The organism is Neobacillus sp. 204, from assembly GCF_046562815.1.
Classification (GTDB): Bacteria; Bacillota; Bacilli; order Bacillales; family Cytobacillaceae; genus Neobacillus.
In genome coordinates, this window is record NZ_JBJORY010000011.1 from 19,829 (window position 1) to 35,957 (window position 16,129).

18 protein-coding genes are annotated in these 16,129 nt (G+C 33.1%); 15 read left to right on the forward strand and 3 right to left on the reverse strand.

Translation table 11 applies throughout. From position 1 onward, the window contains the following. Nucleotides 1-78: 78 nt before the first annotated feature. Nucleotides 79-1,515 (forward strand): DHA2 family efflux MFS transporter permease subunit, encoded by a 1,437-nt coding sequence (locus ACJ004_RS21060; protein ID WP_410895099.1) that lies wholly within the window; start codon nt 79-81, stop codon nt 1,513-1,515. A 236-nt stretch (nt 1,516-1,751) separates the two neighbouring features. Here ACJ004_RS21060 and ACJ004_RS21065 read toward each other — a convergent pair whose 3' ends face one another. Further along, nucleotides 1,752-2,906 (reverse strand): tyrosine-type recombinase/integrase, encoded by a 1,155-nt coding sequence (locus ACJ004_RS21065; protein WP_410895100.1) that lies wholly within the window; start codon nt 2,904-2,906, stop codon nt 1,752-1,754. A gap of 16 nt (nt 2,907-2,922) precedes the next feature. After that, nucleotides 2,923-3,336, reverse strand: coding sequence for a helix-turn-helix domain-containing protein (locus ACJ004_RS21070; protein ID WP_410895101.1), 414 nt, complete (start codon nt 3,334-3,336; stop codon nt 2,923-2,925). A gap of 183 nt (nt 3,337-3,519) precedes the next feature. On the opposite strand from ACJ004_RS21070, the gene ACJ004_RS21075 reads away from it, so the two are divergent. From ACJ004_RS21075 to ACJ004_RS21115, 9 genes are all read left to right on the forward strand, one after another. Then, on the forward strand, nt 3,520-3,810 hold the full coding sequence (locus tag ACJ004_RS21075) for a helix-turn-helix domain-containing protein (protein ID WP_410895102.1): 291 nt from the start codon (nt 3,520-3,522) through the stop codon (nt 3,808-3,810). Between the two features lie 590 nt (nt 3,811-4,400). After that, nucleotides 4,401-6,509 carry a phage/plasmid primase, P4 family gene (locus tag ACJ004_RS21080; protein ID WP_410895103.1) on the forward strand — a complete coding sequence of 703 codons (2,109 nt, stop codon included), beginning with the start codon at nt 4,401-4,403 and terminating at the stop codon, nt 6,507-6,509. 573 nt (nt 6,510-7,082) lie between these two features. Continuing rightward, complete coding sequence (locus ACJ004_RS21085; RefSeq protein ID WP_410895104.1) at nt 7,083-7,307, forward strand: hypothetical protein; 225 nt, start codon at nt 7,083-7,085, stop codon at nt 7,305-7,307. A gap of 175 nt (nt 7,308-7,482) precedes the next feature. Next, the gene (locus ACJ004_RS21090; protein WP_410895105.1) at nt 7,483-7,773 is read left to right on the forward strand and encodes a hypothetical protein; all 291 of its coding nucleotides are present in this window, start codon (nt 7,483-7,485) and stop codon (nt 7,771-7,773) included. 20 nt (nt 7,774-7,793) lie between these two features. After that, on the forward strand, nt 7,794-8,513 hold the full coding sequence (locus tag ACJ004_RS21095) for a head maturation protease, ClpP-related (protein WP_410895106.1): 720 nt from the start codon (nt 7,794-7,796) through the stop codon (nt 8,511-8,513). Continuing rightward, nucleotides 8,514-9,083, forward strand: a complete 570-nt coding sequence (locus ACJ004_RS21100) for a hypothetical protein (RefSeq protein WP_410895107.1) — start codon at nt 8,514-8,516, stop codon at nt 9,081-9,083. A 235-nt stretch (nt 9,084-9,318) separates the two neighbouring features. Then, the gene (locus tag ACJ004_RS21105) at nt 9,319-9,696 is read left to right on the forward strand and encodes a hypothetical protein (protein WP_410895108.1); all 378 of its coding nucleotides are present in this window, start codon (nt 9,319-9,321) and stop codon (nt 9,694-9,696) included. A gap of 29 nt (nt 9,697-9,725) precedes the next feature. Continuing rightward, nucleotides 9,726-9,947 carry a YolD-like family protein gene (locus ACJ004_RS21110; RefSeq protein WP_410895109.1) on the forward strand — a complete coding sequence of 74 codons (222 nt, stop codon included), beginning with the start codon at nt 9,726-9,728 and terminating at the stop codon, nt 9,945-9,947. Between the two features lie 160 nt (nt 9,948-10,107). Continuing rightward, nucleotides 10,108-11,814 carry an NUMOD1 domain-containing DNA-binding protein gene (locus tag ACJ004_RS21115; RefSeq protein WP_410895110.1) on the forward strand — a complete coding sequence of 569 codons (1,707 nt, stop codon included), beginning with the start codon at nt 10,108-10,110 and terminating at the stop codon, nt 11,812-11,814. A gap of 190 nt (nt 11,815-12,004) precedes the next feature. On the opposite strand, the gene ACJ004_RS21120 is transcribed toward ACJ004_RS21115, so the two are convergent. Next, entirely contained in the window at nt 12,005-12,301 is a 297-nt protein-coding gene (locus tag ACJ004_RS21120) for a hypothetical protein (protein ID WP_410895111.1), read from the reverse strand. 148 nt (nt 12,302-12,449) lie between these two features. Between ACJ004_RS21120 and ACJ004_RS21125 the strand changes: the two genes are divergently transcribed. From ACJ004_RS21125 to ACJ004_RS21145, 5 genes are all read left to right on the forward strand, one after another. Continuing rightward, nucleotides 12,450-12,698 carry a hypothetical protein gene (locus ACJ004_RS21125; RefSeq protein WP_410895112.1) on the forward strand — a complete coding sequence of 83 codons (249 nt, stop codon included), beginning with the start codon at nt 12,450-12,452 and terminating at the stop codon, nt 12,696-12,698. 180 nt (nt 12,699-12,878) lie between these two features. Beyond that, a complete protein-coding gene (locus ACJ004_RS21130) occupies nt 12,879-13,517 on the forward strand; it encodes a BA5345 family protein (RefSeq protein WP_410895113.1) in 639 nt (212 codons plus the stop codon). 154 nt (nt 13,518-13,671) lie between these two features. Next, on the forward strand, nt 13,672-14,004 hold the full coding sequence (locus ACJ004_RS21135; RefSeq protein WP_410895114.1) for a hypothetical protein: 333 nt from the start codon (nt 13,672-13,674) through the stop codon (nt 14,002-14,004). A gap of 106 nt (nt 14,005-14,110) precedes the next feature. Beyond that, nucleotides 14,111-14,422, forward strand: coding sequence for a hypothetical protein (locus ACJ004_RS21140; RefSeq protein WP_410895115.1), 312 nt, complete (start codon nt 14,111-14,113; stop codon nt 14,420-14,422). Nucleotides 14,423-15,022: 600 nt separating this feature from the next. Further along, nucleotides 15,023-15,589, forward strand: a complete 567-nt coding sequence (locus ACJ004_RS21145) for a suppressor of fused domain protein (protein ID WP_410895116.1) — start codon at nt 15,023-15,025, stop codon at nt 15,587-15,589. Nucleotides 15,590-16,129 lie beyond the last annotated feature (540 nt).

The window sequence follows — 16,129 nt, forward strand, 5'->3', positions numbered from 1 at the left end:
AAAAGTACGTTTTTAGCTCAGGCTCTTAGCGGTAATCAACATCAGGAGCGAAAATGAAGGGGAATGGGGGATGGAAAGATGGCGATCTCAAGTAATAAGCAGTCGACCATTATTGTGCTTTTGCTTGCAGGAACGTTTATTGCTATTTTAAATCAAACACTGATGATCACAGCGATACCTCCGATTATGGAAGAAATGCACATTACGGCCAACAGCGCGCAATGGCTGACAACGGTCTTTATGTTAGTAAATGGGATCATGATCCCGATAAGCGCATTCTTATTAGAGCGGTTTACAACAAGGCAGCTATTTCTGACGGCAATGAGTATTTTTGCTGTTGGCACCCTTGTAGGCGGAATTGCTTCTAATTTTGAAGTACTTCTTTTAGGAAGGATTATCCAGTCTTGTGGTGCAGGGATAATGCTTCCTTTAATGACAACGGTATTTTTGATGATTTTTCCAATCAATAAACGCGGCGCTGCTATGGGGTTGGTCGGTCTGGTCATATCCTTTGCACCGGCTATTGGCCCTGCATTGTCTGGATGGGTGACATCACAATATTCATGGAGAGTACTATTTTTTATCATTTTGCCAATAGCGCTTATTGATATACTTGTTGCTTTCTATGCATTAAAAAATGTAACCGAAGTATCAAAACCAAAAGTAGATGTTCTTTCTATTATTTTATCTACACTAGGTTTCGGTGGCCTGCTATATGGCTTTACCTGTGCAGGAAATTATGGATGGTCAAACACCACCACGCTTCTTAGTTTAGGAATCGGCGGAGTGTCACTGGCTTTGTTTATTACTAGGCAGTTAAAATTGAAACATCCGATGCTGGAATTTGGTGTATTCAAGTATTCGGTTTTCCCTTTTGCGATGATCATTGGAATGATTGGCTTTATGGGACTTATTGGGGCAGAAACCATCATTCCTTTATTTATGCAGAGAATGCGGGAATTTACAGCTGTAGAGGCAGGAATTGCCCTATTACCTGGTGCGCTTATTAGCGGATTGATGGCACCAATTATTGGAAGAGTGTTTGATAAAATCGGTGCGAGATGGTTAGTGATGATTGGATTAACAATTATGACAGCTTCATCGTTTGCTTTTACAAATTTAGGTCCTTCTACCACTATGACATATATTACTGTCTTATATGGGGTCCGAATGTTTGGATTTTCGATGGTGATGATGCCGGTCGCAACATCTGCATTGAACCAGTTACCCAAACAATTAATACCTCATGGTGCTGCCGTCGATAATACGATGAAAATGATCGCCGCCTCTGTTGGTACGGCCATACTCGTCACGGTCATGACAACAACAGCGGAAAACGCTCAGGAGCGCCCAGAGATTTCTTATCCGGATATGTATGGAGCCAATATCGCTTTTATGGTGGTGTCTATCCTTTCATTACTAGGTCTCATTCTTTCCTTTTTTATTAAAAATGAGCGCCAGACAGAAGGGGAAGGAACTCGCCGTAGAAAGGTAAATGTTAAAATGCAAGAGTAGTCAAGTTTTTATTTAAAATCGTCAGAGAACACTGAGAAACAAATTTAATTTGTTTTTTGGAGTTCTTTTTTATTAGCTTCTTTTGGTAGAACAGAATATGAAAGAATGAACCTTTTAATTAGGTTCAAAATGAAAGGTAGAATTTGATAATATGAAAAAATCTTTGATTCACAAGGATTTTGACGTTTTTTATACGATGGGAAATTACAGGCGTGCCGATTTCGTGCCGATTTGATTTATCTTTGAGTATACGAAGCGAACTTTTGAAGTTCGTCTTCTTCTATTTTTTCAGTAATATCTAGATAGGTATCCGCTGTTGTTTTGATGGTTTTATGACCAAGACGGTTTGAAACATATTTAAGGCTTGCACCTGATTCAAGCAACAGGACAGCGTGTGTGTGTCTGAAGCCGTGGGTACCTTTATAATCAACACCAGCTTTTTTACAATAATCTTGTAATGCTTCACGAATAATAGAAGGTATTAAATAATGACCGTTATAATTTTGAAAGATAATGCCATCTTCATTTTTGCGGAATCTTGGATTTCCTAAAATTAATTCATTTTGCTTCAATTTGAACTTCTTTAATTCATGGACTATATCGTTATCAATTTTTATTGTGCGATAAGAAGCAGAATTTTTTAATGTTGTTAATTTCGGATTGTTATCATTCCTGCTTGTTTGTTTATCAATTGTTATCTTATTACCATTAATATCCGACCATCTTAAAGCTAATGCTTCAGCTATTCTTAAGCCTGTTTTACTTAAAAAGTATATAAGAATGTAATAAAGCTGATATTCTGGAAAGCGCTGATGCTTATATGTTTTCATAAAATCCAATAATTGATTTAAATCCTGAAGGCTGAAATATTTCACTTTTTCCTTTTGAATAGCAACACTATCTTGGACAGGAACCTTTAATTTATCAGCAGGATTTTTTTCAAGCACTTCAAGTTCATGAACGGCATAATGAAAAATGCTTTTTATAACTGAAAGATATCCCGATCTTGAACCGAATGAATATTTTTCTTTTCCGTTTTCATTAAGTTCACCAAATGTTGCGATCCATCTTTTTATTTCAGGTCTATGAATAGTCATGATTTTTTTATGTCCAAAAGTTGGTAAAATGTGCTTGCGAATAATCACTTCCAAATGCACAAAAGTTGATTCTTTTACGTTTGCTTTCTTATGTTCAATCCATTCTTTTGCAACTTCATCAAATAACATATTCCTATCATTTAATGTTTGACCGTAATAAATCCGTTCTTCAATTTTTGCCGCTTCAATTTCGGCTTCCTTTTTAGTGCGGAAGGTTCCAATGCTACTTTCTTTACCATCCTTTGAAACACGTGCCTGCCATTTTCCGCTCGGTAACTTTCTAAATGTTGCCATTTTTCCTTTCCCCCTTTCAATCCCTTAAAAAGATTTCGATAAGACTTTTTATTTTTGCCTTTTCTTCTTTTGTCAAAAGCCTGTCCTGAAAAAATATTGGATGATTAGAAATTAATAAAAAATCAAGTGCGAACGGCTCCTGCTCTTGCTCTGCTAGTGACCATTCTATTTCTTCTTGTCTATTTTTTTCGTTTTTTATTTTAATATAATCATGTGCGTCGATATATCCTGCTGCTACCATAAAATTTTCATATGGTTCATCTAAACCTTTTGCTAATCTTTCTATGATTTCTGGTGAAGGTCTATCTCGTTTGCCGCTTTCAAGATGTGAAATATACATAGCAGAAACACCAGATAATTCCCCAAGTTTATTCATTGAAAGGTTTTTTTCTTCTCTTTTCGTTTTGAGATAATCTGCAAAGTTTTTCATTAATAATCACTCTCCCTTTATAAACGCAATTATAAACAATAATTTATATTTTGTAAACAATAGTTTGTATAAAATATTGTTTACGGTGATATAATATTTTATAAACTGTAGTTTATGATTTAAAAGAAGCAAAATGTTTTAAAAATGATGCAAGAAACCAAAAAAATAAGGAGGAAATAAACAATGTTAAACGTCACTTTAGATGAAAATGAATTAAAAAAATTGTATCTAGAAGAAGTTCGTAAGCGTATTGACAAAATCGAGGAAGAAACATTGTTGATAGACGTAAAGGAATTGTGCAGAATGCTTTCAATAAGCAGACCGACATGCGAAAAACTATTTATTTTCAATCCGAAGTTTCCTGCTATGCGAGTGGGCAAGAAATGGTTATTTCATCGTAGGGAGGTAGAGGAATATATCCAAAAATGGGCGATAGATGTTAGGAAAAAAGGCGGACAAGTGGAATGTAATTGAGATGACAGAAAGTAAAACATTCATTAAATCGAGGATTAACTTGATTCAAACATAAACCCCACAAAACGTCCATTTCTTACTTTTAAAAGATTCCCGAAGGTACATACCAGACAGAATTTAAAACGCTTAGAATGGACGTTTATTAAAGGTCAAAATTGATCAATATTTCGGATTGCGAAATAATATTTTTTATGAAACCAAATGGTTTCCCTTATTGAATATTTTTATTCATTTTTTAAATTTAAAATGTAAAAATATAAATTTTTTATGTAAAATCTATGTATTTTTTAATCCAATTGTAGAAATACTAATAAGTTTAATTTTAGTCAAGATTAATGGGAGACGAAAAAAAAACACGCAGTTGGAAGCTACGTGTTTTCTTCGATAGTAATTTTTCTTACTATCAGCCTTTTGTCTAACTCTACTCTCTTTCCATATCAAAGAAAAATTACAATATTGGAATTATTATTAAGTTATATTTATTATTGATATATTTATTATTGACGTAATAAGGCTTATTGTATACCTCCTTTTTGTAAATTCTTCTTTGATGGATTAGAAGAAATTTATTAGAAAAGGAGCTTTTTTCATTGGAAGCAAATGAAAAAACATCATCAAAGTTATCAACAATGGTGTCATTAAATGAAATTTTTCCAAATGCACGAATTATAAAATTAAAAGGATGGGTAAGACAAAATCAAAAATATAATGAAGCTAAAACCCCGTACGGAGAAACATGGGAGTATTTAAAAAATGAAGCCGAAATAATAAGATGGTTAGCATTTAAGGGGTGGGTAGGTGCTGTCATTCCTGCAAATCGGATTGTTATTGATATAGATGATCTCTATTCTGGCGAAATGGTGAAGAAATTATTAGATGCAGAAGAAATTCGACATCATTGTATTAGAACACCAAATGGCTATCAATTTATTTTTAAATCAAGTGAACAAATGACAAAATCAATTAAAAATATTACAAAAAACTTTACTCAAATCGGTGTTGTCATTGATACACGGGTTACAGAAAAAGGATATGTTGTTTTTCCTAGTGAAACTACGGAAAATCGTTATATTGTTTCACAAGATGAAGAACTGGACGAACTGCCTTACTTTTTACATCCGATAGTGCAAATGAAATCAAAAGGACATAAAAATTATTACGAATTTCCCATTTCTCTTGAAAATGGAAGCAGAAATGATTCCTTGCATAAATTTGCTTGTAGATTAAAAGTGTGGGGAATACCATATGACCAAGCCATAAAATCCATGATGCTGATTTATGAACATTTCATGTTGAATAAAACGGATTTCCCCGAAGATCATATAGAAAAATTAACGAAATCAGCTTATGAATGGGAACCAGATAATCCACCAATACCTAATATTGATCCAAATGCTGATGAGCCTGAAAATTTTTATAAATATTTCTCAGGAGAAAATGGGAAAGAAGCTTTTGTCCCCAAATGGCTAGGTGATGAAATTATTGAAGAATATCCTTTGTTTTATGATGGCAATTATTTTTATATTTATAAAAATGGTGTTTATCAACGTGATCGAGGAAGCATTCTTGGAAAAATCATTATTCAAAAACTGGATAAGAAATTCAAAAAAAATCGATTGGTTGAGACACTTACTTATATGCAAAATAAGAAATGGATGACCATCGAGCAAATTAATAAAAACAATGATTTTATCAATTTACAAAATGGTTTGCTTGAATGGAAAACAGGTGTCCTGCATCCACATACACCTGAATATGTTTCTATTGTACAATTGCCGATTAAATATGATGAAACAGCAACATGTCCAAAGATTGATAAATTTTTATCAGAAGTTTTGCCAGCGGACAGTATTCCAACTATATTTGAATGGTTTGGATATTCGCTTATTCCGTCTACTGATTATGAAAAGTCAACGTTTTTAACCGGTTCAGGTGCAAATGGTAAAAGTGTATTAATTAAATTATATGAATGTTTCATTGGAAAAAATAATATTTCAAATGTACCGCTGCAAGAACTGGAAGATAATCGTTTTAAGCTTGCACAGTTATATGGAAAGTTAGCAAATGTATTTGCGGATATTCCATCAAGTGCATTGAAAAAAACTAGTGTATTCAAAACTGTAACTAGTGGAGATAGTTGTTCAGCCGAATTTAAAGGCAAGGATAGCTTTGATTTTAGACCATATGCGAGGTTATTATTTTCAGCTAATGAAATGCCAAAATCGGCAGATTTAACCGATGGATTTTTTAGAAGATTACTTGTATTCAATTTCCCTAATAAATTTGGTGAAGGTAACCTAAAAAAAGATCCACAATTATTTAATAAAATTTCGACCGAAACTGAATTATCAGGTTTATTGAATAAAGCATTAATAGGATTGCAAACCTTGATTAAAAATGGTGAATTTACCATCAACGAAAGCACCATTGAAGCAATAGAGCAATATAAATATGATATAGATCCATTGATTTCATTTATAGAAGATGAATGCGAATTGGATAATCAATATCATGAAGTCAAACAAACGGTTTATGAAATATATACATGGTGGACTACCCGTTCTGGTTCTAAGCCATTGGGAAGAAATAAATTTTACATTCGAATGGAAAAATCATTTAATCTTAAAGAAATGAGAACAGATCCTAGTAGTTCACGCAAATGGTGTGGAATAAGATTGAAGAAAGAAAGAACGTTTTAGCCAACTTTACTAGCCAACTTTTTTAAAATAATTGGAACACCTTCAAACCCTTGTGTACCAAGGGCTAGAGGGTGTTTTTTATATTTTCACTAGCCAACTTTTAGCCAACTTTTAAAAACGCTGTATCCATTGGGGCAGTAAGGCTGAGCCCTGTTTTTAGCCAACTATCCAACTTTTTTTTATTTCTTAGGAGATTTTATGTAAAAAAAAGAAGTAGAAAAAAATATATAGAAAAATAATATAGAGTAGTTGGAAAAAAGTTGGCTAAATTGGCTAAAAATCTTCAAAAACTCAGTGATACCAAGGGCTGAACCTTAGCCAACTTTTTTTAAAAAAGGGTAAAAAGTGGATAAAAGTTGGCTAGTAAGATGAAAAAGTTGGCTAGTAAATATTTTTTTTCAAAATTGTAGAAATGATTTTTTACATTTTTTAACGGTGTTAGATAATAAGATTGGATCTCCTTGTTTAAATTATCTTAATTATGTGAAAAATAATAATGAATAAAAACAAATCAACCTAAGGAAAACGATTAGATAAAGTTAGACGAAATCAGAATCCGAAGGAATGGTAATGATGTTTCAAGACCAATGTGAAAAAAGCCGAATCAAACAAAAACAATATTTTGCAATCGTCGCGGTACAAAATGCGCTTGATGAATTGATCGAATATAGTTGGTCAATTTGGGGCGATGATTGGACTAAAGAAAATTTGATTGCTTATCAAACGGCAATGGCATTAAATAAATTTTTAGCAGAAAATCCGTCGACGGAAGAATTATTTGAAAATCAAGTGAATTAAAAATATAAAACAAAACAAAAACCAATCCTCCAAAGGGATCGGTTTTTTTGTGTGGACGGTGATAGTAAGAATTGGCGAAAAATCAGTATTACTAATAGCATGCCTTAAGAATAAAGATTAATTCCTATAGGAATAATAAAATTAAATAATAAGTTAAATAAACGAGGTGTTATAAATGGAAAAATCATTTATTAATGATATGGACGAACAAGAATTAATCCGACTAAGCAGAAATGAATATATGCGAAATTACTTGCGTGATTATAGAAAACAGAATCCCGAAAAAATCAAAAAATGGCAAAATGATTGGTTAGTAAGAAGGGTAATGACAAAGGAATCGATTCAATCAATGTCCCCAAGGGAAAAAGCGTCATTCGAATTGGAGCAATTGAAACATCGAGGAATGGAAGTGGAAGCAAAAGAAGTCTTGAATAATAAATCATTTACGATCCCTACATTTTATTAAATGAAAGAAGGCCAAATGAAATGGCGAAAAAGATTAATATAAAAGGTGTCATTGTATCAGATAGTGACTATTGGGTTTATGAATATCTTGATATAGCCGCGGTCAGTCCGAAAATGATCCATCGACAACTAGAGGATGCGAACGGAAAACCAGTAGAAGTCGAAATAAATAGCGGCGGCGGGGATGTTTTCGCAGGAAGTGAAATCTATTCTGCTCTGAAAGCCTACAGTATGAACGGTGGATATGTTACGGTGAACATTGTCGGTCTAGCGGCGTCCGCGGCGTCTGTGGTGGCCATGGCGGGGGATCAAGTACTTATGTCACCTACTAGTCAATTAATGATCCACAATGCGTGGATAGGCGGCGCAAGTGGCGATCACAGGGACATGGATCATATGAGCGGTGTCTTAAAAAATGTTAATCAAACATTGGCGAATGCTTATCGGATTAAAACAGGAAAAACCGAAGCGGAATTATTAACTATGTTAGACGATGAGACATGGCTAACACCAGAGCAAGCGTTACTTCATAGGTTTATTGATGGGATTTTGTTTGAGGATAACACAATGCAGCGGTCTAATTTAAAAACGTTTCCATCAGCAAAATCAACAACAACAGGAAAAGCGGCGGCTACTTCATCAAATAAAATTGCGGCACAATCTCAACTATCGAAGTTACAGCAATATCAAATGGAATATGAAAAACTTGAACTATTAAAACTAAAAGGAATGGTATTGTAAATGAAAATTACTAAAGAAAAAGTAACGAACAATGAACCAAAGAAGGAACGGGGTTTTCAATTGTTCTCCAAACCTGAAACAGAAAAGACAGAAGATAAAGTGACATTGAAACTGACAAAGGCAGAATACTCCCTTATTATGACTGTATGTGTATGGAATGGGCTTGGGTATAAAAGTTATGTAAAAGATACCATTGAAGGGTTTGACGGTGTAACAGAGATTGTACTACCAGAGACAGGGGAAGAACCTGTAAAGGATTGGCTGACGTTTAGTTTTCCTATTGATACCGTTGACAGATTGATCAGAGCATCCAAGCAAGCAGGGATGACGGTTGAAATGTTTGTTAGAAGTTTAGTTTATACCAGAACCAGACAACTTCAACAGGTTCATCAAGAGCAGGAAGTAAGGCGGCAGGAGCAAATGCGGAAGCGACAGTTAAAACATGTTCATCTCAATCTTTCGTTGAATGATGAGATGATTACGAAATATGAAAAAAGATTCGGTGCCATCTCCAGCACAACCGATGTTGAAACTACATTAAAAGATTTGTTGATGAAAGAACTGGGATGATATCGCTAAGTTTTGTTTTAACTTCGGTATTTCTAGTTGCTTTGATAACTTATATTATATGGAAGCATGATTAATAAAATAAAAATGAAAAATATTTTCAAAAAAAAATAATTCCTAGTCCCCCTTAAAAATTTTAAATCTATACCCTTTGGGAACCGATGGAGGAACAAGAATTTTTCTGCGTGATGAATTTACAGAGACACCCCATATTTCGAAACATGAAAGGAGTTGTTTTATGAAAAATGCCCATGATTTTTCTCGAGATTTAACGATAGATGGCAGAATTAAAGCGGAAGAAGAACGACTTTTAAAAATTTATAAAGATATACCCAAAAATGCTCGGAATTTGATTATAGGCTTAATTGAGCGAGCATCATTTTTGAGAGTAACTTTATCAGATTATGAAAAAGATATTCATCAAAATGGAGCTACCGAAATGTATTGCCAATCAAAAGAAAAACAAATTGAATTTGAACGAAAAAAACCAATTACACAATTGTACAATCAAATGACCAAAAATTATGCAGCCATCATCAAGCAACTAACCGATCTATTGCCTAAAGGTGAAAGTAAATTAAAAGATGATTCGTTATTGAAATTTATTAAGAAATGATAAAAGCAGCTATTTTAATATAGCTGTTTATGTTATTTTTTAAGCTCTATATTTCTGCATTGCTTGCTCTTTTTAGTGAACTAGCATACGCAACAGAATACAATCATGCGGTAAAACTAACCGAATGGGATGAGGGATTTACGCACGACATTACAGGGCGTGTACATTATGTCGATCCAATAACTCATGAACTGCGGATTGAAGTGAAGCCTAATTTGAACGGGTGGCATTCGATAGTGTTGTCGGAGTGATGGTTTTGAATTGATCATTATTGAGTCAACCATATCCATAGGTTGGCATTTTTTTTAAAACTAAAAGGCAGATTAGCGAAAGTTGTGGAATAGTATATGCTGTATAATTAAAATAAATAGTGTGAAGACATAAATATGTAAAGATAAGGAGAAAAAAAGATTGGCTATACTGGAAAAAGAAGTTGAGGTTGGTTTAGATGGAAAAACTGTTAAGCATTATGAAGCATTGGGATATGACATACCCATATATAGGGATGATCGAGGGCATTTTCGACATGTAAAAATATTGGTTAAAGTTGAAGATTTGACAAAAGGTTCAAATGTAAAACTAACGAAAGTTTGTGATGACTGTAAGGAAAAAATTCCTGAACAATCATACTCTACTATCTTGAGGAGTAGAGGTCGCGATGGAAAAGATAGATGTCGTAAATGTGGGAGGTTTGCATCGTGGTCAGTAAGAAAAGATAACATTCCATATGAAAAATCATTAGAATATTATGTTAAAACAAATGGGCTGGAATATTTATTAACTTATTTTAGTGAAAACAATCCTAAGACGCCAAAAGATATATCTTTTGGAACTAGTGATGATTATTTTTGGAACTGCCCTCAGTGTGGTAACGAAAAAAAATTGAGAATTAGTAATTTAGTTAGACAAGGATTTTCATGCCAAAAATGTTCAGATGGGGTGAGTTATCCAGAAAAGTTTGTTTTTAATTTTTTAGAACAATTAAAAGAACAATTAACTATTGATTTTGAATATCAAAAAACATTTGATTGGTCGAAAAATATAGCCCATACCAATCCAAAGTTACGTGGAAAGAAAATATATGATTTTCATATCCCTTCTCGAAAAATGATCATTGAATCTCATGGTGAACAACACTTTAAGCAAGGAACTAGAAAAGGTGCCAAAGTTAAAACGTTAAAAGAAGAACAAGAAAATGACCAAATAAAAGAAGCGCTAGCCATAGAAAATGGGATTGAAATTTATGTGTCGTTGGATTGTAGAGAGTCAACAATGGAGTATATCAAAAACAGCATACTATCCAGTCGTTTGGCAAGTCTATTTGACCTTGAACACATTGATTGGCTCAAATGTCATGAAGCAGCATACAAAAGTTTAGTGATAAGGGCGGGTGATATGTATAGCCAAGGTAAGAGAGCAGTAGAAATTGCTGAAATCATGAAATTATCTGATACTACAATTAGATCTTATTTAACGCAAGGTGGATACGATCTCATTCATCCAAAAGAAATCGTCCAATTAACTTTAGATGGAAATTTCATGAAATATTGGGATAGAATGATCGAAGCAGCCAATGAAAATGGAATACTTTATGTTGGAATTTCTTCATGTTGTAGAGGCATAAGAGACACTGCAGGCGGTTTCAAATGGATGTACAAAGATGATTATGAAGCTAATAATTGTATCCCAATATTTTATGAAAGAGAAAATAAATTAAAAAAAAGTGTCGTTAAATTAGATTTAAACGGTAATTTCATCAATGAATATTCAAGTTTGACCGAAGCTGCCAATGAAATTGGAAAAAGCCATGATTCGATTTCGGCATGTTGCATAGGCAGACAAAAAACAGCTCATGGTTTCAAATGGATGTACAAAGGTGATTATGAAGAGAATGGTTACACTCGAATACTTAATGAAGTAAAATATATAGGAAAAAGAAACATCGTTAAATTAGATTTAAACGGTAATTTCATCAATGAATATTCAAGTTTGACCGAAGCTGCTAAAGAACTAGGAAAAGGTACTTCCAATATTTCTGAATGTTGCAGTGGTAAAATAAGAAAAGCTTATGGATTCATATGGATGTACAAAGAAGATTACGAAGGTTCGTTAGAATGATTGGAGAATAAAGACATTACCTTATTTAAATGACAGAGCAAATAAATTGCAAGCGCTGCCTTGTTCAATTAACGGGTAGCTTTAGTTGAACATTTAAAAAAATTCAGACCACAACAAGTGGTCTTTTTTAGGTCATAAAAAAAGTAAAGAGCAACCTCTTTGCCTAGAATGGACTTAAAATATGTAAAGGTCAGTAAAGTCTTTCTTTTTTAGGTTTCAATCGTGCAAGATAGCCTGACCTTAACATTCTATGAAGCGCATCACTTGCTTTTCCTTTTAAAACTGATTTTGCGTAAATTTGGTCAAGAGTAATTCCTTTGGCATTAGCTCTCTTAACAACCTCTGTAATGCTGTTCGTATAAGCATACTCCTTGATAATCCATTTTTCCAAGGTATCTGTTTGATATTCCTCTACCAAAGTTATGTACTGTTTAAGCCTTCTTATCTCCGATTGCGCTCTTAGAACAGTTATTAGTTTTGTTGCCATAAATTCACCTCCTTATTAAAGAAATTTCGACTAGTTTCTTTTTATTCCTTTCGACAACTTTATGAACAAATTTGCTCTTTTTTTATCGTTCTCTTATCCTAAATTTATATCGAAAATACAGAAATTTACTGGAGAGGGTTTTAATGAAATGAACATTATGATTGAAATTCATTATGATGCTGGCAGCAAAAGTTTGCAGTGTGGATCTTTTCAGTTAAAAGGTCGGAAACGAGAAATAGTTGCTCTCCAGTGGTGGAAACAAATCAAGAAAGAAATGTCTCACCATGCACAGTTAGAAAAGGTGATTATAAACGGTACTCAAAATATTACTGATTTGGTGAGGGAATTAGAGGATCAGGAATTTAAAAAGGCGATGGTTGATGATCTGCCTTTTTAGTTAATAACAAGGCTCTGATAAAGAATGGTGATGATTTTCTTATTCAACTCATCGTGCTTGAGATATAAGACGTAGAATAATGAAGCAACAAAAGTAAGGTACGGATTATTCCGTATCCTTTTTTATTTTTTAACAAGGAATTTAGACCTATATGTCGAATATTGGGAATGGAGGTGAATCATGAAATTTGAAACAAAGTATTTAATACGCTGGGGAATCCCTGGCTGGGTCTTTATTTTTTGGTTGTTCTATGCTTTTATTTTCTTGAAGGACATTAATATTTTAGATGTCAAATCATTAGAGTTATCCAAAGGTTTAGCATTATTAATTTCCTTGGCTGCTTTGGGTGTCCCTGTCGGTTATATTTTCCATCAAATATATTTTGGAATTATTTGGGTTGCTAATGTTACTAATAAGAGTCGAAATTATGATGAAATTGCCAACAAAATTGGAAGTAACTTTCCGAAGCACGCTGAGTGGGGCAATGATACAAATGAAGATTATTATCAATTTGAATATGTATGGCACATGGTCTTGCTCAATCAAAATGAAGAAACAAGAAAATACTTAGAAGGTAGATACAGTCACCTTTTAAGCACAATCCATAGTTTAGGTTCGTTATTTATTAGTTCAGCATTCTCTTTTTTAACATCTATAGTTTTAATTTGGAATTTACAGAATGATTTGACAAGTTGGATATACGTAATTATTGGTCTTACCACACAATTTATAGTGTTCACATCAGCAATGTTTAATTATATTTACTTTTCAAACAATTTAAATGCATTTCAAATAAAAATTATGAAAACCTATTTATAAAGGCATTCCTTCGGGAGTGCTTTTCATTTTGCACCAGAATTTTGTTTAGGTACCTGTGGTGCCAACAGAGGGCAACATGGTCCTCACTTCTTAAACGTGTTTTTTCCCTGATACGGGCGGGCTTAGGGTAACATTTTTGATATTCAACGCAAAATTGCGTTTTACCTTTTATGCAATCAATTTCGGAAAATATTGTACGGAAATCACGCAAAACCCATTAGAATCAACAATGTATAAAAATATGATTACGGATAATATTTTCGTAAAAAAGGAACGTTGGTCTTATCACATTCCTATATTACAAATTCATGTTGTGCAGATAAGTAATAACAAAGTATCTGAAGTTGAAGTTAAAGATAATTATTTTTCCGCACCTACACAAAAAGGGGTTTATTATTATTCTTACGGAGTTTGGTGGATGGACGAAAATGAAAAGAACTTATCACATAGCGATGCTTTTTATGCCTTCGTCTTAGAAGTAAAGTAGTTCTTATTCAACTGGGTGCTTGAGTTGAACACGGAGTTGCTACGGTTGCCCCTTTTTTGTTCCACTAACGAGGCAGTTTAGTGGAATAAGGAAAAATTGAAATTCTATGGAAAAAGGCAAAATTCCCCCAAATTACAGAAATCAATTGAATTGGTATAATATTTTTATATTACAAGAAAAAATAATTCTTGAGGACGAAATAATGGATAATATAAAAATCATTTTTAATGTTTTAGTAATTTTATTCGTAGTTTATAATATTTTGCGGTCTATAAGGCATCATAAAGAACTAAAAATGGATCTTAAAGATAAAAGGTTTAAAACTTATTTGGGAAAAGTAGATAGAGAATATAAAAGAGAGTTTATTGTTGTTATTATTTTAATTATTTTAAGTACCTTACATCATTTTTTATTTTAACTAACTAAAGTTGCAAAAATTTGGTTTGATTAAATTGATGTAATTCCTAGCGTCTAATAAAATTCAATCATCTTCAACTAACGGGTGCTTGAGTTTAAGATGTGGATCGCTTCGGCGGTCTTTTTTTTCTTGTACTAACGGTAGCAGTTTAGTTGAGGAAGGAATTTGTACCTTTTTACGAACTATGTAGTAAAATATTCAAAAACAAAACATAAAGGGAGTAAATTTATGACCTTCAAAAATATCGTGATTTTTTACATTTTTGCTGGAATTTTTTTTGTTGTTATTAAATCAATACTACGTGCCAATGGCATTCACATTCAAAGTGTTATATTAAGTGGTATAATTGATGCACTATATTGGGTTATTATTTTTTTATTGGGTATCTTTTTCTTAAAAAGAAGGTCTGATAGATAAGACTTATACATTGATAAAATCTTGTTTAACTAACGGGTGCTTGAGTTGAACAACGAATGGACTGTCCTTGGCAGTCCTTTTTTCTTTTTCGTTACTCAACTAACGGGGCAGGATAGTTGAAGAAGGGATTCGAGTAATTTAAGGAGAAATATAAGTAAAGTTCGTATAGATGAAGGTGGACAAATGGATAAATTTATACAGTTTTTAGAGGATTATCTAGGTACGATTGAATGTGGCTGGACTAATGATGATAGAGGCGAACGACTTCCTGTTCAAATTGCAAAATACAGTAAAGGTCCTTATTCTGGTACTAAAACATTTTCTACTTTGGGATTAAATAAAGTTTCATTGACTTCCTATGTTTCAGGAAAACAAATTTGGCAAGAATTAATTTTCGTTTCATACTCCAATATTGGAAATTTAAACATACCTGCATTATTGGCACAAGTTAGCCAAATGGCTTTAGATTCTAGGAAAGCATTCTTAAGAGGAGATGTAATTGGACCAAATGGACCAATTTTTGATGATTCAAATTTAGAAGCCCTTTATGTTACTATTCCAGGTTACTTTCCAGATTCATTTGATGCTTTTAAAGTAGATGATAAAAAAACTATAATAATGGCTTGGTTAATTCCAATTACTTCGAAGGAAGCAGAATTTATTAGACAAAATGGTTGGGAAGAATTCGAAGATAAACTTGAAGAACTAGACCCTGATTTGATTGACATTAAAAGGGAAAGTATTATCTAATGTCATTCGGTCTTCTTCAGCTAACGGGTGCTTTAGTTTAATAAGGAAAATATTATAAATGCAAAATTAGCGTCCACATCAAAAATCCCTCCAGATTTTCCGAGTCTGAAAGGTGATGAAGCGGCAAGATATAAATTGCTTATTCGAAGACTATCATAAGAATATGGTTTAATTCAATTCCAAAGGAGCGGATCATTTCTTTGAACATTCTAGCTGCCTTAAGTCCAACAGAAAATTTTCTCGAAAAGCAAGCCAGTATCATTCCTCCCGATGTCCACACATTTATATCTGAAATATGTAGTCAAGAAAGAAAAATCGTTGAAATGGCGACACAATGGCAAGAGCAAAAGTTTACAAGGAAACCTCCTGTAATCAGGTAGGTGAACCGTATAAAAAAATAACACATCCCCATAATAATTAATGGTAGTTTCAAGCCATTCTTTCGGTTTCTCATTCTCTATTGTTGAAATGTATGCCTTCACTGATTTCCTATTGGTGACATTGGTCATCTCCTTTCTTGAATAGCTTTTTTCTTTTTCC

What these genes read in the sequence shown, in the direction of transcription:
- ACJ004_RS21120 (WP_410895111.1), bottom strand. Translation starts at nt 12,301, where the DNA reads ATGGCAACAAAACTAATAACTGTTCTAAGAGCGCAATCGGAGATAAGA.
- ACJ004_RS21125 (WP_410895112.1), top strand. Translation starts at nt 12,450, where the DNA reads ATGAACATTATGATTGAAATTCATTATGATGCTGGCAGCAAAAGTTTG.
- ACJ004_RS21100 (WP_410895107.1), top strand. Translation starts at nt 8,514, where the DNA reads ATGAAAATTACTAAAGAAAAAGTAACGAACAATGAACCAAAGAAGGAA.
- ACJ004_RS21070 (WP_410895101.1), bottom strand. Translation starts at nt 3,336, where the DNA reads ATGAAAAACTTTGCAGATTATCTCAAAACGAAAAGAGAAGAAAAAAAC.
- ACJ004_RS21090 (WP_410895105.1), top strand. Translation starts at nt 7,483, where the DNA reads ATGGAAAAATCATTTATTAATGATATGGACGAACAAGAATTAATCCGA.
- ACJ004_RS21085 (WP_410895104.1), top strand. Translation starts at nt 7,083, where the DNA reads ATGTTTCAAGACCAATGTGAAAAAAGCCGAATCAAACAAAAACAATAT.
- ACJ004_RS21110 (WP_410895109.1), top strand. Translation starts at nt 9,726, where the DNA reads ATGTTATTTTTTAAGCTCTATATTTCTGCATTGCTTGCTCTTTTTAGT.
- ACJ004_RS21065 (WP_410895100.1), bottom strand. Translation starts at nt 2,906, where the DNA reads ATGGCAACATTTAGAAAGTTACCGAGCGGAAAATGGCAGGCACGTGTT.
- ACJ004_RS21095 (WP_410895106.1), top strand. Translation starts at nt 7,794, where the DNA reads ATGGCGAAAAAGATTAATATAAAAGGTGTCATTGTATCAGATAGTGAC.
- ACJ004_RS21075 (WP_410895102.1), top strand. Translation starts at nt 3,520, where the DNA reads ATGTTAAACGTCACTTTAGATGAAAATGAATTAAAAAAATTGTATCTA.
- ACJ004_RS21060 (WP_410895099.1), top strand. Translation starts at nt 79, where the DNA reads ATGGCGATCTCAAGTAATAAGCAGTCGACCATTATTGTGCTTTTGCTT.
- ACJ004_RS21140 (WP_410895115.1), top strand. Translation starts at nt 14,111, where the DNA reads ATGGAAAAAGGCAAAATTCCCCCAAATTACAGAAATCAATTGAATTGG.
- ACJ004_RS21105 (WP_410895108.1), top strand. Translation starts at nt 9,319, where the DNA reads ATGAAAAATGCCCATGATTTTTCTCGAGATTTAACGATAGATGGCAGA.
- ACJ004_RS21145 (WP_410895116.1), top strand. Translation starts at nt 15,023, where the DNA reads ATGGATAAATTTATACAGTTTTTAGAGGATTATCTAGGTACGATTGAA.
- ACJ004_RS21130 (WP_410895113.1), top strand. Translation starts at nt 12,879, where the DNA reads ATGAAATTTGAAACAAAGTATTTAATACGCTGGGGAATCCCTGGCTGG.